General features: G+C 53.8%; 14 protein-coding genes. All 14 read right to left on the bottom strand.

Annotated elements, in window-relative coordinates; all coding sequences use genetic code 11:
- Window positions 1-208 precede the first annotated feature (208 nt).
- The 14 genes from mdh to K0A93_08660 all read right to left on the bottom strand — a co-directional run bounded on the left by mdh (window position 209) and on the right by K0A93_08660 (window position 23,167).
- The gene (mdh, locus tag K0A93_08725; GenBank protein MBW6512177.1) at window positions 209-1,165 is read right to left on the bottom strand and encodes a malate dehydrogenase; all 957 of its coding nucleotides are present in this window, start codon (window positions 1,163-1,165) and stop codon (window positions 209-211) included.
- A 258-nt stretch (window positions 1,166-1,423) separates the two neighbouring features.
- Window positions 1,424-3,649, bottom strand: a complete 2,226-nt coding sequence (locus tag K0A93_08720; GenBank protein ID MBW6512176.1) for an NADP-dependent isocitrate dehydrogenase — start codon at window positions 3,647-3,649, stop codon at window positions 1,424-1,426.
- Between the two features lie 178 nt (window positions 3,650-3,827).
- Entirely contained in the window at window positions 3,828-4,454 is a 627-nt protein-coding gene (locus K0A93_08715; protein ID MBW6512175.1) for a LysM peptidoglycan-binding domain-containing protein, read from the bottom strand.
- A gap of 131 nt (window positions 4,455-4,585) precedes the next feature.
- Window positions 4,586-6,394 carry an aspartate--tRNA ligase gene (aspS, locus tag K0A93_08710; GenBank protein MBW6512174.1) on the bottom strand — a complete coding sequence of 603 codons (1,809 nt, stop codon included), beginning with the start codon at window positions 6,392-6,394 and terminating at the stop codon, window positions 4,586-4,588.
- Window positions 6,395-6,450: 56 nt separating this feature from the next.
- Window positions 6,451-7,722, bottom strand: coding sequence for a histidine--tRNA ligase (hisS, locus tag K0A93_08705; protein ID MBW6512173.1), 1,272 nt, complete (start codon window positions 7,720-7,722; stop codon window positions 6,451-6,453).
- Between the two features lie 319 nt (window positions 7,723-8,041).
- Complete coding sequence (locus K0A93_08700; protein ID MBW6512172.1) at window positions 8,042-9,643, bottom strand: HAMP domain-containing protein; 1,602 nt, start codon at window positions 9,641-9,643, stop codon at window positions 8,042-8,044.
- Entirely contained in the window at window positions 9,636-12,113 is a 2,478-nt protein-coding gene (locus K0A93_08695; protein MBW6512171.1) for a tetratricopeptide repeat protein, read from the bottom strand. The genes K0A93_08700 and K0A93_08695 overlap by 8 nt, the downstream gene beginning before the upstream one ends.
- Complete coding sequence (locus tag K0A93_08690; GenBank protein MBW6512170.1) at window positions 12,110-13,498, bottom strand: diguanylate cyclase; 1,389 nt, start codon at window positions 13,496-13,498, stop codon at window positions 12,110-12,112. The genes K0A93_08695 and K0A93_08690 overlap by 4 nt, the downstream gene beginning before the upstream one ends.
- Before the next feature lie 34 nt (window positions 13,499-13,532).
- Window positions 13,533-15,905: a DNA internalization-related competence protein ComEC/Rec2 gene (locus K0A93_08685; GenBank protein MBW6512169.1), complete on the bottom strand. Its 2,373-nt coding sequence runs from the start codon at window positions 15,903-15,905 to the stop codon at window positions 13,533-13,535.
- Window positions 15,906-15,925: 20 nt separating this feature from the next.
- A complete protein-coding gene (locus K0A93_08680; GenBank protein ID MBW6512168.1) occupies window positions 15,926-17,194 on the bottom strand; it encodes a hypothetical protein in 1,269 nt (422 codons plus the stop codon).
- 2 nt (window positions 17,195-17,196) lie between these two features.
- Window positions 17,197-18,606, bottom strand: a complete 1,410-nt coding sequence (locus K0A93_08675) for a sigma-54 dependent transcriptional regulator (protein MBW6512167.1) — start codon at window positions 18,604-18,606, stop codon at window positions 17,197-17,199.
- Between the two features lie 121 nt (window positions 18,607-18,727).
- Window positions 18,728-19,711: a hypothetical protein gene (locus K0A93_08670; GenBank protein MBW6512166.1), complete on the bottom strand. Its 984-nt coding sequence runs from the start codon at window positions 19,709-19,711 to the stop codon at window positions 18,728-18,730.
- A gap of 201 nt (window positions 19,712-19,912) precedes the next feature.
- Entirely contained in the window at window positions 19,913-20,419 is a 507-nt protein-coding gene (locus K0A93_08665; protein MBW6512165.1) for a peptidylprolyl isomerase, read from the bottom strand.
- 114 nt (window positions 20,420-20,533) lie between these two features.
- The gene (locus tag K0A93_08660) at window positions 20,534-23,167 is read right to left on the bottom strand and encodes a cation-translocating P-type ATPase (GenBank protein ID MBW6512164.1); all 2,634 of its coding nucleotides are present in this window, start codon (window positions 23,165-23,167) and stop codon (window positions 20,534-20,536) included.
- Between the last annotated feature and the right edge of the window lie 28 nt (window positions 23,168-23,195).

The following is a 23,195-nucleotide window of genomic DNA, read 5'->3' as shown; positions in this document are numbered from 1 at the left end:
AAACGTTGAAGTGGTAACATAACCGGTGAATTTTAATCAAGTTAATTAATGCAGAACTTCGCTATTTACAGTCGAGCTAAAAAAACCTTAAAAAACTTAACCTCGGATAATATTTAAACGATCAGGAGAAGAAAAATAAATGATTTCAGCCAAGAAAGAAGGGCAATGTCACCATTGCCCTTCTAGTCATTTGGCGAACCTTAAAACATCACAAATTCATGCTTCCAACAAGCTCTTTAACTGCGGCAACCGAATGATCAAATTGAGCCTGCTCGGTCGCATCGAGTTTGAACTCAAGGATCTTCTCAACGCCACCGGCACCCAGCACACAGGGGACTCCAACGTAAAAACCGTTAACCCCGAATTCGCCTTGCAGCAGTGCACAAACCGGCAGTACGCGTTTTTGATCTTTGAGGATCGCGCTCGCCATGGCAATCGCCGATGAAGCCGGGCTGTAGAAAGCGCTGCCCGTCTTGAGCAGACGCACAACCTCGCCACCGGCATCTTTGGTCCGGGCAACCATGGCGTCCATCACTTCCTGAGCCTTGGCGGCACTGCCGTACTTCTGCTCAAGGAGTTCCATGACCGGGATCCCCTGCACACTGGCATAACGCACCAGCGGCACCATGGTATCGCCGTGACCACCAAGGGTCATTGCCGTCACGTCTTTAATGGAAACACCGAGTTCCCACGCAATAAAGGAAACAAAACGGGCGGAATCAAGCACCCCGGCCTGCCCCATGACCCGCTCCGGCGGAAAGCCGGTGACCTTCTGACACAGGGTCACCATGGCATCAAGCGGATTGGAAATAACAATGACGAAAGCATTCGGTGCATTGTCACGAATTCCTTCGGCGACGGAAGTCATGATCTTGGAATTGACCTCGATCAGGTCATCACGGCTCATCCCCGGTTTACGCGGCAGTCCGGCGGTGACGATAACAACATCAGCTCCGGCGATGTCTTTGTAGCTGTTGGTTCCGGTCACACTGACATCAAAACCGTCGACCGGAGACGCCTCGGCGATGTCGAGAGTTTTGCCCTGCGGCATATCCTCGACGATATCGAATAAAACAACGTCTCCCAACTCGCGCAGAGCCGCCAGTTGAGCAAGAACGCCACCAATCTGTCCACCACCGATCAGAGCAATTTTAGATCTAGCCATTTCTCTCTCCTTTTATACGGAATAAATTTTGCCGGAATTACAATTGCCGGCTGCGACGGAACCTCAAACGATCCCAGATTATCAAAACCTCATAACATTGCATACAGTATACAAACAACTTTTGGCTGTCAAGACCCTTTGCGCCTTGCAATAATTTTATCCATTTGCGTTTTAAACAACTGTTCTCCTCAATTGAAAAATCAGAAAAAAAGGGCCAAGACGTGAACGCCCAAGCCCTTTTTTTGACACAGCAATGGATTACATGGCGTCGATTATTGCGTTCAAGGTCGCGCTCGGGCGCATCGCCTTGTCAGCTTTAACAGGATCGGGATAGAAGTACCCGCCGATGTCAACCGGGGAACCCTGGCAGTCGATCAGTTCAGCATCGATCTTTTTGACGTTCTTTCTGAGCTCAGCGGCAACTCCGGTGAAACGGGACTTAAGATCAGCGTCCTTGTTTTGGGCAGCGAGAGCCTCTGCCCAGTAGAGAGCCAGGTAGAAACTGGCTCCGCGATTGTCAATTTCCCTGACCTTACGCGACGGCAGTTTCTGGTTCTCAAGATACTGGCCAATTCCGGCGTCGAGGGTCTCGGCGAGGATTGCAGCCTTCGGGTTATTGTCGGCTGCAGCAGCCTGTTCCAGAGACGGAACCAGGGCGCAGTACTCGCCGAGAGAGTCCCAGCGGATGTGGCCTTCTCTGAGGAACTGCTCAACATGCTTCGGAGCAGAACCACCTGCACCGGTCTCGAACAGACCACCACCAGCCAGCAAAGGAACGATGGAGAGCATGCGGGCCGAGGTCCCCAGTTCGAGGATCGGGAACAGGTCGGTCAGGTAATCCCGTAGCGCGTTGCCGGTTGCCGAAATAGTGTTCTCACCCCTACGAACCCGCTTAATGGAGAAGTTCATCGCATCTTGTGGTGCCATAATGCTGATATCCAAACCGGCAACATCAAACTCAGGGAGATACTTGTTAACCTTCTTGATGATTTGTGCATCATGTGCACGGTTTTCATCGAGCCAGAAAACGACCGGCTCACCGGAAGCTTTCGCACGGGTTACTGCCAACTTGACCCAGTCCTTGATCGGTGCGTCTTTCGCCTGACAAGCGCGGAAAATATCGCCTTCAGCAACTTGCTGCTCAAGCAATGTCTCACCAGCGAAGGTGACGATACGAATCGTACCTGCGGCAGGGGCCTGGAAGGTTTTGTCATGGGATCCGTACTCTTCAGCTTTTTGAGCCATCAGACCAACGTTGGCAACACTCCCCATGGTGGAGGGATCAAACTGGCCGTTAATGTTACAGTCTTTAATAATTTCACGATAAATAGTTGCATAACAACGGTCAGGAATCATCGCGATGGTATCTTGCAGTTCGTCCTGCCGATTCCACATCCGTCCCCCATCACGCACAACGTTCGGCATCGAAGCATCGATAATAACGTCATTAGGAACATGCAGGTTGGTGATGTTCTTACGCGAGTCAACCATCGCCAGAGCGGGCATCTCAACGTAACAGGCATTGATATCTGCTTCAATTTCAGCCTGTTTGGCGGCCGGAAGCCGATTCAGCTTTGACAACACATCGCCGATACCGAAGTTGATGTTAGCACCAATTTCTTTAATAGATTCTGCGTGCTTATCGAGAGCGGTCTTGAAATAGATTGAAACGGCATGACCAAACATGATTGGATCAGAAATTTTCATCATTGTTGCTTTAAGGTGCAGAGAAAGAAGAACGCCTTTCTCTTTGGCTTCTGCGATTGTTGCGCGGTAGAAATCACGCAGAGCAGCAACATGCATGACAGATGAATCAAGAACTTCACCTGTTTGCAAGGACAGCTTGTCTTTAAGAACAGTAACAGCACCATCAGCACCGACGAATTCGAATTTCACGTCAGTTGCTTTGTCCAGTGTAACTGATGTCTCAGTCCCATAAAAATCGTCAGCGTCCATGTGGGCAACGCGACACTTGGAGGTGCCGGGCGCGGGCCACGGTTGCATCATGCGGTGCGGGTTCTTCTGGGCGAATTTTTTAACCGAAGCCGCCGCGCGACGATCAGAGTTACCCTCACGCAGAACCGGGTTAACAGCGGAGCCAAGACACTTGGCAAAACGCGCTTGCAGTGCTTTTTCTGCATCATTTTTCGGTTCTTCGGGATAATCAGGGATTTTGTACCCCTTTGCCTGAAGCTCGGCGATTGCTGCTTGCAATTGAGGAACCGACGCACTGATGTTCGGCAATTTAATAATGTTGGCTTCCGACTTCTGCACCAGCTCACCCAGAGCCGCCAGGTTATCGGCAACCTTCTGCGCTGCGGTCAAATTCTCCGGAAAGTTCGCCAGGATCCGACTTGGCAGCGAAATGTCCATGGTCTCGACATCTACGCCGGTGCCTTTGCAGAACGCCTGAACGATCGGCAGTAAAGCGTAAGTCGCCAAGGCTGGTGCTTCATCAATTTTGGTCCAGATAATTTTTGCCATTTTTCTCTCCTTCGATAGTTTCGGTATGACCAGATACATAAACAAAAGACGAACATCAATTCGCCCTGTCAGAGTCTGAATCCCCTGGCGCTGGTGTCACCGTGCACCGCGCCAAAGATTGTATACAGTATACAAGCGCCCAAAAGCTGTCAAGGGAAAAGCTCGCGCAAGAAGACGCTCAAGGGGATCTGGTCGTGCCGTTATGAACCGGGAAAACTTCAGATTTACGTGCCCACTCGCGCGCCGCTTCGAGTTCTTCAACCGAAAGGTTGCGTGGCACGCTGAGAACTTGTCCGGGATAGATGGTGCGAGGATCTTTGATTTGATCGCGGTTTGCCTGATACAGTAATGACCAGAGCAGGGCATCACCGTACAGTTCAGGCTCGGCAGCAATCGTCCACAACGTTTCGCCCGCCTTGACAACATAGGCTTTGGTGAGCAGTTCAGTGCGGCGTTCGACAACGGATGAAGCCGGACTCGTGTCAACGGGCAATTGAGTCACGGCCCCGGTTCGGGGGGGAGCAGCTGTCGCCACCTCCCGATCTGCTGACATCTCCATCTCCGGTAATGAGGGAGGGGGCTGCTGCGAAGCAGGGTCGAGCGACGCAACAACCGGCGAGCCCTCTTCAGCAGAGGGTGCAGCAACCGGGGTGGTATCACGCGGCTGCGGTGGAGGTGCAACGGTACCCGAGCAACCGGCGCAAAGTGAAAGCAGAAACAAAAATATACTAGAGAAAATAATTTTCACTTTAACCTTACTGGCATCGCAAAAAGTCCGCCCTACTGCGTTACGCTGGTTTTTCATGACCTCGACCTACCTGATCTAGGTCTTCGCCCCGGAAAAACCACCAAGCCTTGGAGGACGAAATTTTTGTTGAGCCATCCTTTGAGTTTTGGCGAGTGCATCAACCTTAAAACCCGGCACAGGAAATCTCATTAATTCGTTGAGTCAGCAGTTTTTGGTTTAACCGTAGAGCGAATTGCCAGTTCCTGAAGCTGCTTCTGGTCAACCGCATTCGGCGCTTCAGACATCAGACAGGTTGCCTTTTGAGTCTTCGGAAAGGCGATGACATCACGAATTGATTCAGCGCCGGTCAGGATCATCATGATCCGGTCAAGGCCAAAAGCGATTCCGCCATGGGGGGGCGCACCGTATTTCAGCGCGCTCAACAAAAATCCAAACTTTTCTTCCGCTTCTTCGGCACCGATACCGAGCAGCTCAAACATGCGGCTTTGCACCGTCTGGTCGTGAATACGGATACTGCCACCACCGATCTCGGAACCATTCAGAACCAGGTCATAGGCTTTGGCGCGCGCCTTCCCCGGATCAGTATCGAGCAACACAACATCTTCGTCGAGCGGCGCGGTAAAGGGGTGATGTACCGCCATGTGCCGTTTTGCTTCTGCATCCCATTCGAACAGCGGGAAATCGGTCACCCAGGAAAACTTGAACACGTTCGGATCGGCCAACCCCAGCTTGCGCCCCAGATGCCCGCGCACCCGGCCCAGCGATTCGTTGGCAACTGATGCGGTATCCGCCACGAACAGCAACAGATCTCCCGGCGCGGCAGCTAAGCGTGCTGCGATTTGCTCCAGTTCCTCGGCGGTAAAGAATTTAGCGATCGGGGACTGCCAGGTTCCGTCGTTTTGAATCTTGACCCAGGCCATGCCTTTGGCCCCATAGATCGCAGCAAAAGCAGTCAAGTCATCGAGCTCTTTGCGGGAGAAGGTTGCGCCTCCCTTGACGTTAAGGCCCTTGACCATACCACCACGTCCGGCAACATCGGCAAAGACCTTGAAACCGCAGCCCTTGACGATAGTGGTAATTTCCTTGAGTTCGAGATCAAAACGCAGGTCGGGGTTATCTACGCCATAGCGATCAAGCGCCTCGGCATAACTCATTCGCGGCATCGGCAGTTCAAGCTCGATATTGAGTGCTGACCTAAAAATTTCCGCGATCATCCCCTCCATGATATCCATGATGTCATTACGATCAACAAAACTCAGTTCGCAATCGATCTGGGTAAACTCAGGTTGCCGATCGGCACGCAGATCCTCATCACGAAAGCATTTGACAATCTGGAAGTAACGATCAAATCCGGCAACCATCAACAACTGCTTGAAGATTTGCGGGGACTGGGGGAGCGCATAAAAGTTCCCCGGATTGACCCGGCTCGGCACCAGATAATCACGCGCCCCTTCGGGGGTGCTTTTGGTCAGAATCGGGGTTTCAATTTCGAGGAAATTATTCACTGTCAGGTAGTTACGCACCGTTTGTGCAACCTTGTGGCGCATTATCAGGTTCTTCTGTATCGATTCGCGGCGCAGATCGAGATAGCGATATTTAAGACGCAGGTTTTCCGCGACATCGGTAAATTCATCGAGCATAAAAGGGGGTGTCTGCGCAACACTCAGAATGCGCAATTCACGAATCTCGACTTCGACTTCTCCGGTCGACATATTGGCGTTGACCGTCCCCTCGGGGCGGTGTGAAACGACGCCTTTGGCCGCGATGACAAATTCGCCACGCACGCGCTCTGCCTTTAAGTGCGCGGCGGGATCACGATCGGGATCAAGTGCCAGCTGGGTAATGCCTTCACGATCACGCAGGTCGATAAAGATCAGACCACCGTGGTCACGACGGCGATGCACCCAGCCCATCAGACAGGCCTCCTGCCCAACATTGGCGGCGCGCAAATCACCACAATAATGTGTTCGTTTCCAGTCTCCAAGGATATCGTTCAAGAGAGGTCTCCTTTTATAATCAATAAAATGGGATCGGTTCGCTTCGTAGCCGCGAATTATAGACGCGTCGTCAAAGCGCCGTCAAGGGCAATCCGTGAGCAAACCAATCGTTGTACCAACAAATCTTCCGCAGCGGACAGCGCAAGAGGTTCCTGGTCTCCGCTTGTCATGTCGCGCAACACCCCGGCACCAGCGGCCAGTTCGGTCTCGCCGATGATCAAGGTATAGGCTGCGCTCAACTTGTCGGCGCGCTTGATCTGGGCTTTCAAGCTGCGCCCGGCATAGTCCATCTCGACCCTTACCCCCCGCCGCTGCAAACGGGTCATTAATATAAATGCGGCCCGTTGAGCGCCTTCACCAAGGGCCGCAATAAAGAGCGCCGGTTTCTCGACCAGCTGGCGGTCCTCCCCTTTCAGCAGCGCCAGACGTTCGACCCCCATGGCGAAGCCAATCCCCGGCAACGCTGGCCCGCCGAGTTCCTGAATCAGCCCGTCGTAACGCCCTCCGGCCGCGACGGCGTTCTGGGCACCCAGATTATTGGTGACCATCTCGAACGTGGTTTTGGTGTAATAGTCGAGTCCGCGCACCATCCGGGGATTGATCTCATAATCGACCTCCAGATCATCCAGCGCCCGCCGCACGGCATGGAAATGGTTATCACAATGATCACAGAGGTGGTCAATCATTGCCGGAGCGTCTGCGGTCGCGCTGTTGCAGCCGACCGCCTTGCAGTCGATAACCCGCAGCGGGTTGGTCAGAAAACGCCGTCGACAGTCCTCGCAAAGCGCGTCAATTCGGGTCGCAAGATAGCTGATCAATGCTTCACGGTAAGCCGGGCGACACTCCTTGCAGCCCAAGGAATTGATCTGCAAAGAGACATCGGTGATCCCGACTTCAGCAAAGTAATGGCACAACATGACCAGCACCTGGGCATCAATCCGGGGATCATCCTCGCCGACAACCTCGGCACCGATCTGATGAAATTGACGGTAACGTCCTTTTTGCGGACGTTCATAGCGAAACATCGGTCCCATGTAATAGAGTTTGGTCAACGGATCAAGGTTGAACAGTTTATGTTGAATCAATGAGCGCATCACCGGTGCGGTCCCCTCGGGGCGCAGGGTCAATGAATGATCGCTGCGATCAGCAAAGGTGTACATCTCCTTTTCAACGATATCTGTCGTTTCACCAATCGAACGTTTGAACAATTCGGTTTTTTCAACCACCGGAACCCGAATTTCATTGAATCCGTAGCAGCCAAAAACCCGCCGTGCGCTTGCTTCAAGATATTGCCAGACCGCTATTTCAGCGGGCAAAATATCATTCATTCCTTTAATACCGGTGATTGCCACGGTGCACTGGTTCCTTTCAATAAAAAAGGACGCCCGCACGCTCCGCACACGGAACGTTACAGATCATCCTTGATGGCCTGGCCATCTGAGTCTTTTTTTTTTGCGAGTGTACCATCCTTGATGCTCTCGCAAAAACTCATGGGATGGCTAAGCAAAAATTTCGTCCTCCAAGGCCTGGTGGTTTTTCAGGGGCGAAGACCTACATCAGGTAGGTCGAGGTCCTGAAAAATCAGCGTAACGCAGTAGGGCGGACTTTTTGCGACGCCATCATCGTTGAAACTGGATGAGCAAGAAGCTATTTAACTTGTGACACAAAGTCCCCCTGCCAATCTGCGGCGGGATGGTTTTCGATAAGAATATCACAGCGCCGGGCCAGAACACGTGACGCCTGATCGTTATATGTGAGCGCCGCTGATTCGAACCGCTCCCGCGCGGCAGAAAATTCCTTGCGCCGATAGAGCATCAGGGCTTCTTCGTAGCATGCCTGCAACGCACCCTGCCCTTCAATGAGTTCAAAAATAGGCACCGGTCGTTTCTTCCCCTTGACGCGCACAAAATCCAGTTCGCGGAAAGTGAAATGATCACCCACCGCGCGGCGCGTTGATTCACTGACGATAATTTTGGTGCCATACGCCTTGTTCAACCCTTCCAGCCGGGAGGCGAGGTTGACATTGTCACCAATAACCGTGTATTCCATCCGGTTCTGTGAACCGATATTCCCGGCAACGACCGGCCCGCTATTGATGCCGATCCCCACCGACAACGGTGCTTTCCCTTGCAGCGTCAATTCATGGTTAATTTCATCCACAATCAACTGAATCTCAAGCGCGCACCTGACCGCCCGCTCCGGCTCCGAACCGATCGACAACGGCGCGCCGAAGAGCACCATGACCGCGTCCCCCATGAATTTGTCCACCATACCATCGTATTCCCCGACAACCCGCACAACATCGCTGAAATAACGATTTAGAAACTCAACCACTTCAGGCGGGGATAAATCTTCGGCCAGTGAGGTAAAACCACGAATGTCACTGAAGAGGATAGTAACCTCTTTTTCCTCCCCGCCCAGTTTCAGCTCATCTTTATGCTGAAGAATCTGTTCCGCCAACGGCTTGCTGACATAGCGCTCGAAGGTGTTTTTAATAAACTCCTTCTCTCGCAGGCTGGTCGCCATCTCGTTGAATGCGTCAGTCAACAGGCCGAACTCATCGCGCCGCCGCAGCTCAATCCGCTGGTCAAAGTTGCCCTCGCCAATAGCGCGGGCCCCGGCAACCAGAGCATCAACGGGCCGCACCGAAATGGCCGCCAGAAAATACGCCGAGAAACCGCCTAACAGAAGGACAATAGCGATAAAAAACCCCATCCGCGTCCGCATCGCATTGATCGCCTGAATGATGATCTCCTCGGAAAGTCCGAGATGGATTTCACCCAGCTTGATGATATCCCGGTCAGCCAGCGTAACAATCGGTACGCTCAGGTCAAGGACGTCCACCCCCTTGCCGGGGATCCGAAAGACGCGATAATCATCATCGGCAATGAACTCCGGACGGCTGCCGGGGGGCAACAGAAAATGTTCACCGACCCGGTCGATATTGTCGGCAGCCTTGACCACACCCTTTTCATCAAGGATCAACGCATAACGAATACCGGCTGACTTGATAGCCGTTTTTACCGCCGAAAAGAGGTAGATATCGTCACCGGTCAGCAGCGGGTCCTCGACATTGAACGCCACTCCGCGGGCAATACCGACCCCTTTGCGAATGTTCTCATCGATCAATGATGAACGGATATCCTTTTCGAGCAGGACCATCGCACCGAGCATCATCAAGGTACTGAAAAGAGCCAGCAACACCGCAAACTTGAAGCGCAAACTGGAAAATATCCTGATTTCAGCCATCGTGACGGTCCTTGATGAATTGTTGTTTGCGCTGCGCTTTTTCCAGGTTGCGGCGCGCTTTTTCGTGCTCCGGGTTCAGTTGCAAAACTTGCTGCCAGGCGGTGATGGCCTCGGCATATTGACCACCGGTATAATATTTAATTCCGTCAAGGTAAAGTGTGTCAAGGTCAACCGCCTGCAACCCTTTGCGACGTAACACGTCAAGTTTTTCGATTCCCGCCTTTGCCTGGCGCTGATAAGGATCAAGCTTGAGAACCTGCTGATAATAATTTTCGGCGCGCGACCAGTCCTGCCCTTGCAAGGCTGTATCGGCACTTGTCAGCAGCCCTTGCAGTTGCGCCTGACTGCGTGTCCGGCACTCTTCAAGACCGCTGATCGCCTGAGTATTCCCCGGTTCAATATCAACCACCTGACGATAAGACTCCATCGCCTGGCGGAACTGATTGTCGCGCAACAGCTCCCTGGCAACGGCGAGCTTTTCGGTGACCATCTGCGTCGCTCTTTGTTCAAGCTGCGCCAGCCCCAACGTTGCTTCGGTGTGATCGGGAACCTGGGTCAAGACCTGGCGGTAGATATTTCGCGCGCGCTGAAATTCCTGTTGATCGGCATAACGCCCTGCCGTGCGCACCAAAGCGGTGATTTTACGATTAAACCCTGCATCAAGTTCCGCAAGTTCCGCGCGAATCTCCGGATCTTCACGCAATTGCAGCGCTTTGTGGAAATGCTTCCGAGCCTCGGTCAACCGACCGGCTTCTCCAGCACGACGTGCCCAGCGCAGCTCTTCGATGACCAGCGATGACACCAGGGCATCGGTCTTGGCCAACCCCTCCTCGGCGCCGCGCAGGGCAGGCTCAAGAAGTTGCGCCGCGACAAAAGCCAGCCGCGCCAGGTCAAGCTTGCCCTCCCCCAAAGCGGATTCGCCCTGCCTGACCTGCTCTTCAGCGTAAGCCAATCGCAAGCGTGCCACCGCTTGTCGACCTTCCTTGCCCCGCACATTCTCCGGTTCCAGTTGCAGCGCCTGGAGATATGCCGCTTCAGCGTCAGCAAAGCGCTGGTCGGCTAACGCCGCATCCGCATTGGCCAGGGTCGCCTCAATTTGCGCCCGCAAGGCGACCAAGGCTTCCTTTTCAAGTCCTGAACCGGTCGGATGGGCGGGAATCAACCGCAGCCCCTGACGCACTTCTTCAAGTGCCGGTAACGGTTTATTCTGCGCAATCAACGCCGTTGCCGCAGCAAAGAAACTTTCCGCCTGACGTGTCAGTACAGAACGGCAGTCTTCGCTATAGTTCCTCGCCCGGGGGTCGGCGGGATTGATTTTCAACATCTCTTCAAAGCGGCTCAAGGCGGCCCGATAGTCCTGCTGGTCATAACAACGGCGGCCGTCAGCAAACAATGCGTCAAGCGCACCGGCCTCTGCGGTTACCAGATTCAATATCGCCCCCTGATGCACAGGGTCTTTACGCAAAACCGCCTCATAGCTGTCACGCGCGGCAACGAACTCACTCAGCAACAGATGGATATTCCCCGCCAGGAACAACTCTTCTGCGGTAACATCAGATGCAACCAGAATTACTCTCAAGGCATCAAGAGCAGACTTTGCCTTGCGCTGTTCAAGAAGTTGCAGGGCAACGTTATACAACAGCTCGCGGACGCCTTGACGAACATCCCCCTCAGCCCAACGATAGGCACGGTGCAATATCGTCACAGCAGCGTCCAGACGTGCTTCACGATAATCGATATAACCAAGATAATACTGGGCCAGAGGGCTCTCAGGTGAAGTTCCCAGTGCGTGACGCAACGCCTCTCGCGAAGCAACCAGATCCTCTTTTTCGAGCATTTTCATAGCGTAATTGAAGTGCAGGGAAAAGACGTACTCCCGTATCGAAACATCATCGGGGAATGCCCCCAGATAGCGGTTAAAGGCTGCCAGCGCCAGGTCGTCTTGCCCGTTACGGGCGTACATGTCACCGAGTAATCGCTCAACTTCACGCCGTTCCGGGTTCATCGCGAGAACGCGCTTGAACAAGCGGATGGCCTCTTCCCGTTTATCCTGTTCAAAGTTGATCACGGCCAGATTATAGTAGGCATCAACCAGGGGGTAGATATCCGGATTTTCTGTCGCCCCGAGGGCCTCAGCCTGCTCCAGGTGGAGCACCGCACTGTCGTTGTCACCAGCCTGCAAACAGGCAATCCCGAGGTTGTAGTTGGCCTCCACCGAATCCTGAAATGCCGGATAGGCAAGACGCAATTCGATCAAAGCGTCGGCAGTCTGCCCCCGGCCGAGCAGAGCAACCCCCAGATAATAGCGTAATTTGAGATTGTCAGGGTCAACCTCCAGCGCGCGCCGATAGCGATCCACCAAAGAGATGACCGGTTGTTCAGCAGTGTTGGCAGAAGAAGGGGATTGAAGTCCAGGAACAGCCAGAAAAAGTAAAAAACAGGCCAGAAGAATGGTTTTTGACACTATCAACCAGCAATCTCCCAGGCACCGCGAATAACGTTACGCTCTTTTTTTCCGTCATACATGGCCCGGTCAGCCAGCTCAATAATCATCTGCATATCGGTAGCATTTTCCGGATAGGTGGCATAACCAACGGTAGCGGTCACACGGAAGGGACTGCCGCAATCAGAGGTGAAAACATGACTTTCGATCGCCGCCCGAATCCGCTCGGCAACAACCGCCGCTCCCTTGGCATCTGTTTCCACGAGAAGGGCCGTAAACTCATCCCCCCCGTAACGAAACAGCGAATCGACCTCACGAACACTCTGCCGCAGCTGCTCGGCAACGACGACCAGCGTGTTACTGCCGGTGAGATGGCCGTAGGTATCGTTAACCTCTTTAAAATGATCAAGGTCGATAAAAATCAGGGAGAAGTTCAGCCCATAACGATCAGACCGACTGATCTCACGATCAAGAGCAATTTGCTGAAAACGGTAATTATGGAGACCGGTAAGATCATCCGCATACATCAGATCACGGGCGCCCTGAAAGCGGTAGGCATTTTCAAAACCGAGACCGGCCTGTTCGGCAAGAAACAATATATTATCGAAGGATGATGAAGAAAAATCAGCGCCTGGCGGATTAAACAGCACCAGACTGCCGCGCAAGGTCTTTTCACAATAAAGGGGGCAAACACAGAGCCGCTGGAATGCCTCCGTCAACGGTCTTTTCAGGGTCAATTCAGCGGCATCAAAAAAATGCATATCAATCAGTTCAGGCAAGCGCGGCACAAGTGCCTGGGCCACAACCATGGCGTCAGCCTCTTCAAGACCGACGACAGCGTTGAGACGATAAATCGCGCCGTCTTCGTACATAAAAACAAAGCCGCGCTGACTCGTTGCCTCAGCAAGAAGGACTTTCATTGCCATCGGCAACAGGCGATCAATTTCGAGCAACGAGGCCAGATTCTGCCCCTTGCGAAAAAGTTCCAGCTGTGAACGCAACAGGCTGTTTTCACTCACCAGTCGCTGTTGTTCGAAACAGGTGCGAACGAGGTGGCGGAGTTCGTCGGGGTTGAATGGTTTGATCAGATAATCGCGGGCGCCATTTTTGAGCGCTTCGATGGCCGTATCGAGGGTAGCATGCCCGGTTGCAAAGATGACGTCAGGGGGGGTTTCCAGAGAACGAATACGTTTCAGCAGATCCAGGCCGCTCAATCCGGGCATGACCATGTCGGTCACAACCACGGATATTCCCCCTTCGTTAATTCGTTTGAGCGCTGCAGAGCCTGAAGCTGCGGTCTCCACCCAATAGTCGTCCTCACTCAGAACCTCACTAAAGAGGCGCCGAAAAAATATTTCGTCATCGACGACTAAAACCGCAGCCTTTGCTGCTTGTCCGAAGCTTACCTTCATAATTGACGACATTAGCAAGGAGATCTATATTTTGTCAATAAAAAGCCTGTTTTTTCGAGTATTTCACCTGCCATTTTCGCCCTTGTGAAGAAAAGATCGTTGTTCCATGCTGGTCTGTTTGATAGAGGAGCAGACCACGTTCTGCCACCGCCCGCACAATTTCCGGATGAGGCAGTCCGTAACGATTACCAAAACCGGCCGAGGCAAAGACCATGTGCGGAGATAAAAAAGAGATCAGATCGAGCGGTCGGGAATAACGACTTCCATGATGGGGCAACTGCAGCAGCGTTACCGGCCCGTCAATCCCTCCCTGCATCAAGGCGGTAACCCCCGATGAACCAAGATCACCGGTCAGCAACACCCCGTCAGCGCCGAACGCTGCATACACCACCAGTGAACGATCGTTTTCATCTTCAGCAATAAAAGGCGGCCCCCAGATACCAAAGCGGAGGTCTTGGTGAACTGTCAACCAATCCCAGCCGGAACCGAAGATACGTCGGGGAATATTTTTCTGTCCTAATATTTCAGCCAAACCTCGAGGAAGTTGGCTGGTAACACCGCCGTGCCAGAATTCTTCAACCGGAAAGTTTTCCAGCACATAAAACAGGCCCTTGTAATGATCTGGATGATTATGTGTCAAAATCACCGCGCTTAACTTTTGAACCCCGAGCCGCCCGAGAGCCGGGGCGAGCAGACGCTCACCGACATCGAAGGTATCTCCGTAAAGACCGCCGCCATCAATCAGATAATGCGTCCCGTCCGGAAGCGACAAGAGCAGCGACTCCCCTTGCCCGACACTGAATGCGGTCAGATTTAAATCTCCAGCAGGTAATATCGGGTTGGCATACAGCACAGCAGCGATCAGCACCCCGACCACAATACCTTTAATGCGCAGGCTGGCTGGCAAAAACCAGCCCCAGCAAAAAATGGCAACGAGCACAACGTGCCATGCAGCGACCTGACAGGAAAACGCGCCTGCGGGAAAGATATTTAATAGCCCCTCGACGATCACCAGCATGGCGGTCAGCATCACCCCACAGCCGGTAACAGCGACCGCGGCAAGGGACGGTGCAACCGGAACGGCCAACACGCCGATCAACGCCAATGGAATCGCCACTCCACCGATCAAGGGGACGGCAACAAGATTCGCAACGATGCCAAGGAATGACAACTGATGGAACTGCCAGAGCACCACAGGAGCAGTGGCCAACGTCGCGGCCAGCGTCACCAGCACCAGATCAGTCATCAACCGCACCAGTTTCAAACGGCAGGAAAAACGTGATCGCCAGCGGGGGATTGCTACAACAATCCCCGCAACACCAGCCACAGACAACTGCAACGATGGTTCAAAGAGTGCCAGCGGGTCGATCAGCAACAACAGCAAAACAGCGGCTATCAACAGTTGCAGCGGCGCGGTCCGGCGGTACATCGCGAGGAGCAGAGCCGCGCCGGAAAACATCAGAAATGCCCGCTGCAAAGACATCCCGGAACCCGCCAGTATGAGATAGATGCCCAGGAAGGGGATCATTGCCACGGGCAAATAGCGGCGCGGTGGCACCATCTGCAACAGATATGTGGAGCGGCGCCAGAAAAATAGCAACAGGACATAAAGCCACCCGGAGACCAGTCCCAGATGTAAACCTGATACCGCAAACAGGTGAGCAACACCACTTCGGGCTAAAAGTTTCTGCTCTTGCGGTGTTACCTGACCACGGTCGCCAAGGACCAGTGCCCGCGTGAGCGCTGCAACCGGCTGTGGAAGTGCGCTATCAACACACGCAGCGGTTAATTCACGCCACCGCGCAATAAAGGAAAGGCCGCTTTTTGGCGGCTCGCTTAATATGGCAACCGCGTCACCGTTAGCGACGGAACCAGTGACGAAAATATCGCGGCGGGCAAGATATCTGACATAATCGAACTCACCGGGGATGCCAAAATTGCGCGGCGAGCGTAATTTTGCCGTCGTGCGTAGCGTTTGCCCGACCCGCAACAATGGGGGGTTGTCCCAGATGTGCAAACGGACAATGACCCCCTCCAGCTCTTTCATCCACCGCTCTGCAAAGTAACGGGACACCGTCAGGTCGCAACGGACGCGACCGTCGTGGCGTATGTCGACATTGGTCACGACACCTTCTACAACAATCACCTGCCCGGTGCGTTCCAGGAGCAAATGATCTGCTGAAGAAGGGGTGGTAAACAGCTGATATTGAACAATTCCGAGCAGTATCAGGGTGATTGCGGGGAGCACGAGCAAGGCATGGGAACGCAGCGACCGCCACAAGAACAACGGCCAGCCAATGAGCAGTGGCGCTAGCGGAAGCAGATAGCTCAGCGCAGGGGGTTCAACCCAGGCACCCAGGAGAAGCCCTGAACAATAAGCTGCAAGGCAGAGGCCACCTCCCTTCATCGCCGGTTACATTGCGCGACTCAGCGCGATACGCCGAGCGCCGCAAGGATCTTTAACGTGCCGTTGGCCGCGTCGATCAAGGGCAGATCATCGTCGGCCAGTCCGGCCAGCTGGCGATAATCCCGGTCGCTATCGGAACGCCGTTGAAGAGTGACAAGATCGATCCCGGCACGTGGCGGCAAGTCAACGGACAACCGGTTGGTCCCCGCGTTGAAGCGAAATGTCCCGACCACCCGCGAATCAAGATATGCCGGGAACTCAACCATTTGCTCCACCCGTCCATTCACCGTCACCTTGACGGGGCGATTCGCGGCGGCACGCATGGTGACTTGATAGAGCCCCTCCCGTTCAATCGTCAGCGGCAATTCCAGCCGCGCCGTTCCGGCGCCCATCCGTAACCATTTGCCACCACTCGGGGCACCGAGGTGTCGTGCGTCAACGATCTTTGCGCGATCCGTATTGCCAATAACCTCGGCCTCAACCAGAATTGTTTCATCACTGAGGGGCAGCAGCTGTTCAAGGCCCACCACCTGTACCGCGGTGCGCGCGATAACCCCGACGGTCAGCGGCGCGTCTGCCTGCCACCCTTGTGGCGGAGCAATCCGCCGGGCATGCTCCCCTTCCAGTTCCAGATAATCAAGCGAGGCATTCGGCGGGATATCAACCACCACCTCCAGCGGCCCGGACATCAATGCAACCGCACCAAGGGGCACGCGGCTGAACATTTGCGAGCCATCAGCGGTCAACACCTTGGCGCCGATATGAAAGCGAAACCCGGCCAGACGCAGATTCGCCGTCAATTGATACTTTCCGGCTAACGGTAGCAGAAAATTCAAATGAACCTTGGTTGGGGCAGCGATCCCGCTGACCCAGCCCGAGCCACTGAACCGTCCATAGTTACGAAAATTTTTAACCGACACGGAATCCAGTTGCTGTTTCGCCTCTTCCGCCTCGACACGCAACAACCGGGTGCCGCTGAGAATCGCCAGATAATCTTCAGTTCGCGGCTGGTCGGGCAGACCAAATGACCAGCCGCAGGCATCAACCAGGCCGACCATCCAACTCTTTTGCGTCTGTTCAAAAATGCCTCGTTCGACATCCGCCGCAGTCGCCTGCGGGGCTGAAGTTGAACGCGGAACCTTTTCGTACTGATTGAGGATTGACGGGTCGAGCACCGACGGATCAAGTTCAGTCTGAGCGGCCACCGCTTGCCCCGCCGCCAGCAAAACAACGACCAGCCAAACCAGCAACCGGGCCACCAGCGGGGAACGCATATCAATACAGGACATGATCAAGCCTCTTTTTCCATATCGCGAGCCATCCCCAGGCGTCTGATTTTTTCCACCAGCGTGGTGCGGTTCAAGCCGAGCAACGCGGCCGCGCGGGCCTTGACGCCATTGCCAGAATCAAGGGCCTGGATAATCATGTCGCGTTCCAGTTCAGCAACCATTTGCGGCAAATCGATCCCCTTCTCCCCCAGTTTTGGCCAAACGGGTGATTGCGTCGGGCGACGTCTGCAGCGGCGTAATGCCAACGGTAAATCTTCCGCAGTAATTCGGTCACCATCGGTTAATGCAACGGTCCGTTCAATGATGTTCTCCATCTCACGCACATTCCCCGGCCAGTCATATTCTTCCAGAACCTCCAGAGCGTCGGCTTCAAGAACCATCTCTGGTCGGTTCATTCCAACCTGCTGCTTATGCAAAAAATGTTTTGCCAGTAACGCGATATCCTCTCGACGCTCACGTAACGGCGGCAACACGACCGGGATGACATTTAGTCGATAGTAGAGATCTTCACGAAATTGTCCACTGGCCACCTGTTGTTCAAGGTCAGCATTCGTCGCTGAGATCACCCGCACATTGAGTTTCATCTTGTGACTCGATCCGACCCGTTCAATTTCGTGTTCCTGAAGCACCCGCAACAGTTTCATTTGCAGATGCAATGGCATCGTCCCAATTTCGTCAAGCAGTATCGTTCCCCCGTCAGCGGCCTCAAACTTGCCATATTTGTCCGCAATCGCCCCGGTGAAGGAACCACGAACATGACCAAACAGTTCCGATTCAAGCAAATCCGCCGGAATCGCGCCACAGTTAATCGCCACAAATGGTTTTTCCTTACGCGGTCCATTATAGTGAATCGCGCGCGCGACCAGCTCTTTACCGGTGCCCGATTCGCCAAGAATCATAATGGTCGAATCGGTATGGAGAATTTTTTCCAGCCGCGAAAAGACCTGCTGCATCGCCAGACTGTTGCCGATCATGTTGTCAAATTTGTATTTACCGCGCAGTTGCTGACGCAGATAAAGGTTCTCTGCCATCAGACGACTTTTATCCACCGCCTTGGAGACCAGAATCTTGAGCTTTTCGAAATCGACCGGTTTGGTGATGTAATCGAAGGCGCCCTCCTTCATCGCCTCTACCGCTGTTTCCGCCGACGCGTGTCCGGTAATCAGGATGACATTCGTCGCGGGGGAATCTTCCTTGATCCGTTTGAGAATATCAATGCCGCTGACACCGGGAAGGAAGAGGTCGGTCAGCACCACGCCGTAAGTCGATTCAGCCAGCAATTCAAGAGCCGCCTCACCACTGTCCACCGTTGTGACCCGGTAACCGGCGGTGCGCAACAGTAGCGTCAGCGCCTTACGGTTGCCATCATCATCATCGACCAGGAGAATTTTTGCAGAATACTTGGCAGGCACAAGTCCACTCCGTGAAATGAAACGTCATAAGATTGACGGATCGTACTTTACCACGGAGCGGTGTCAGGAGCAACGTAATTTAGCAGCAACTGTAGAGCGGGCTATCCGCTGGAGAGCGGTGTCAAAAACGTCCGGCCAGCCCGAGACGAAAAGCCGTCGAGTCCCAGTTGACTTCATTCAGCTGCGTATCAGCGATCGAGCCATCGGCAAAGAACGTCCGATCACGGCCGTTTTCAATCTTCCATGAACCATGGGTCACCCCCGCGCTCAGGCTGAGTCGTTGCCAGAACTGCACGTTTATCTCCACCCTGGTCACCACGCCATAACCGTCACCGGTGTGCTTAAAGCTTTGCGGGTGTGCAAAATCACTGCGCAAATTCCAGTCAGCGACAGCTTTGTAGTCGACAGAATGATATTCATTGGCGACGCGCAGTTGCCAGCGTCGTGACACCTGCCAACTCGCTTCAACACCGGCCCAGGGTCCCCTCCATACTGTGGCGTAGCTGCTGTCAAGACCGGCAAAAGGACCGGTGTCCGGCACTTCAATCACCTGCGAACCAAAAGCCAGATCGGCATAAAACTGATTACTCACGGTCTGCCACCCGTCGGTCATATGCAATTCTTGTTCATGCCGCGAATATCCGCAGAACGGGCCGAGGCTGAAGTTGCTTTTCCCCAGCGCGAACAAAACTCCGGCGGCCACCGACGCATCAAAAGTTTCCCCGTTATCCGCGCTATTTTCCGAGCGTGAGAATTCCAGCGTGCGATCGTTGCCGGCGTAGTCGGAGTCACGGTTGGACCCGTCGTAGATCAAGCCGCTCGCGATATCTGCACGCAGCACGCTGGTCAGAAACGGCCAGTCTGCACTGCGCTCCGTCACCTCCGCGTGCAGACCCAGCTGCCAGATTTGCAGATCGTCCCAGACCAGTTCGGACAGGATGTTGACATAATTTCCGGGGTTGCTCCGCCCGCCGATGTTCCAGTCAAGTTGATCGACGCGCAAGCTTTCACTCAACCCCAGTTCGAAATCCACTTTCGCGACAGCCCCGGCGGGATGCAGGAGAAACACCATGACAAAAGACGATAAGACAAGACTAAATTTCATGGCGAACGGTCTCCGGCAGTGAGCAGGGGAGAACTATAACAAATCACGCCTGACACGACAAAAATAAAAAAAATCGCCCAAGCCGGAGGGGGTGGCTTGGGCGCAATGGGTGAACCTCGAGGGGTGAGGTTCGAGAGGAAGTATAATCAGTATCCATTTTTTGGCAAGTGTTTTTTTCGTTTTTTTTTCGCTGGATGATATTTATTCCAGAACCGTCACCGACTCGATCACGATTGGCGTAACGGGAACATCGTCGTATCCGCCAACACATGTCGTCGCCTGTTGTTCGATGGTATAAACCACATTCATTCCGTCAACCACCTCACCGAAGACGGCATAACCGAAATCCTGGGGATTATTGCCGCTGTAATCCAGAAATTTATTCACTTCGGTATTGATAAAAAATTGTGCGCTGGCACTGTCGATCTCCGCAGTACGAGCCATGGCCACAGCACCAACTTTATTCTTCAACCGGTTGTTCGCTTCGTTGACGATGGGTGCCCGGGTCGGTTTTTCTTCAAGGTCAAGAGTCAGCCCCCCGCCCTGTATCATAAATCCCTTGATCACCCGGTGAAAAACAGTGCCATCGTAGTGTCCGTCGCGGGCATAGGTGACAAAGTTTTCAACGGATAACGGCGCTTTATCCGCATACAGTTCAAGGATAATTTCTCCACGTGAGGTGTCGATCTGAATCAATGGATTACTCATTGGACAATCTCCTATTCAGGCAAACGAACAGACATATCCGACAATACCGTCACTCACTGCAATGTCAAAACAGGTCTGCGCAAGCCCGATGTGACAATCTGATGTGGAGTGGATTCAGGGAGCAGGCTCCTGGAGCATTCTCCGCATGACCCACTGATAGGTCATTGCGATGAGCATGAACAGCAAGCCACTACCAAGCAGAATCGAGACATCCGCAAGACCCAGGGGGATGATCTTGAATACTCCCGCCAGAGGGGTATACATGAGAATCGCCTGCAGGACAACGGACAGCACAGCTGCCGCCCATACCCATTTGTTAGCCAGAAAAGGAACCTGATAATCACTGCGGATGACGAAAATCAGCACCACCTCATAGAGAACAACGAAATTGAACACCATGGTCTGGGCGCGCAGCAAGTCAACCGGTGAATCTGAATTACCGCCAAACGCCTGAAACAGAGTGAGAGCAAGGGCGGTGCCGACACTGCCGAGCACCCCGAGCAAAACAAGTTTTGGGCGCGGCAAAATCCCCTCGGCGCGGGACTTCGGCTGCCGCTGCATAATATCCCGACCGTAGGGATCGACGCTGTAGGCCAGAGCCGGGGCACCATCGGTCACCATATTGACCCACAATAACAGGATGGCGGTCAAAGGAAGATTCATGCCGAATAACACGGCCAGAAAGATGATCAATACCTCACCAAGGTTCCCCGAAAGCAAGAGCATGATTGACTTCTGAATATTGTCGTAGATGCCGCGTCCCTCTTCGATGGCGTTGACAATATGGGAAAAGCTGTCGTCAAGCAGCACAAAATCGGCTGCGTCCTTCGCCACGGCAGTGCCACTGCCAACCGCCACACCGATATTCGCCTTTTTCAGCGCCGGAGCATCGTTGACTCCGTCTCCGGTCATCGCCACAGTGTGCCCCATCTGCTGCAACATGTCGACAATACGATATTTATGCTCGGGAGCCACGCGGGAAAAAATATTGGTGCCCTCCTCCAGCGCCAGCTGGAGCGCGGCATCGTCCATCTGCTCTACATCCGCACCGGTTAACAGCTCCCCCTTGATGCCGACCTCCCGACCAATCGCCCGCGCCGTCTCGCCATAGTCCCCGGTAATCATCACCACCCGGATCTTGGCCTGTGTGGTCTTGGCTATCGCCGCGACCACATCCGGACGTGGAGGATCGATCATCGCTTGCAGGCCAAGGAAACAAAGGTCATCCTCACGAAAATCATCGGTCGCGGCAAGACTTTTTTTGGCAAAAGCCAGCACCCGCATTGACCTTGAGGCATAAAGCGCATTTTGACGTTCAATAATCGCCACCTGCTCCGCTGTCAGGGGCATCTCGCTGTCACCCCGTTGAATCCGTTGACAGCGAGCAATGACCATATCCAGCGCCCCCTTGCTATAGATGGTTTCCCCTTGCGGGGCTGAACAGCGCACACTCATCAATTTGCGTTCTGAATCAAAGGGGATTTCGTCAAGTCTGTGCGCCTCGCTGCGGATCCCGGCCTTGGCGGCACTGGTTAGCAGTGCCACCTCGGTCGGATCACCAGCAATCTGCCAGCCATTTTCTTCAAATAAAGAAGCGTTATTGCAGAGCAACCCGCAACGCAAAAGTTCCGCAGAAACAGCCCCGGTCACGTCACCTACCGGCGCGTAACCGGTGCCGGAAAATGTCATTTCACTGTCGATGGTCCATGCCTGACGCACCGTCATCTGGTTTTCAGTCAACGTGCCGGTTTTGTCCGTGCAGATGACGTCACAGCTGCCCAACGTTTCAACCGAAGATAGATTGCGCACCAACGCTTTTTTTGCCAGGAGGCGTTTAACGCCGATGCTCAGGGCAATCGTCACCACCGCGGGCAGAGCTGTCGGCACCGCGGCCACCGCGAGGCTGATGGCGATAAAAGCAAAAGCCACGACAGCATCGACCGTCAAGGTGGCAGACCAATATGCCTTGGAAAAACACAGCGCAAAAACAATCGCGCAGATCACAATGATGGCGTAACCAAGTTTTTTCCCAAATCGATCAAGGCGCCGTTGCAAGGGGGTCATCTCCTCAACCGCCTCCCTGATCAAGGCGGTAATGCGCCCCAGTTCGGTTTGCATGCCGGTGTTTACAACAATCGCCCGGGCATGACCGGTGACAATCGAAGTCGCGGAAAAAAGCATGTTACGGCGATCGCCAAGGGAAACCTCCCCGGCAATAAGGAGGGAATTCTTTTCGGTGGGAACACTTTCCCCGGTAAGGGCTGATTCTTCAGCCTTGAGCCGCACCGCCTCAATGATCCGCAGATCGGCCGGAACTTTATCACCGGCATCAAGCTGGACAATATCACCGGGAACCAGGTTTTTTGCTTCAATGGTGCGCAGCTTGCCGTCACGCAGTACCGTCGCCCGAACCGTACTGATCATCTTCAAAGCTTCCAGGGAACGATGCGCACCCAGCTCCTGAAAAAACCCGATCACGGCATTGGCGATGAGGATGGCAAGGATAATGGCGGTATCGACGTATTCGCCGATCAGCAGGGAAAAAACCGTTGCAAAGAGCAGGATGTAAATAATAAAGCTTTTGAATTGATTGACGAATATGACCAGCGGATTGATCGCCGTTTTGGTTTCCAGCTCATTCGTCCCGTGAAGGTCAAGCCGCGCCTTGACCTCTGCGGAAGACAGCCCGGTTGGCGTCACGCCTAACTTGGCAAAAATTTCGTCAATCGATAATCGATAAAAATCCATCGAGCCTCCCGGAAAATCGTATATTGCC

It is taken from the genome of Desulfuromonadaceae bacterium (genome assembly GCA_019429445.1).
In the GTDB taxonomy this organism is placed as follows: Bacteria; Desulfobacterota; Desulfuromonadia; order Desulfuromonadales; family JAHYIW01; genus JAHYIW01.
The sequence above is the reverse complement of the archived record's forward strand: the minus strand, read 5'-3'. Positions and strand labels throughout refer to the sequence as shown.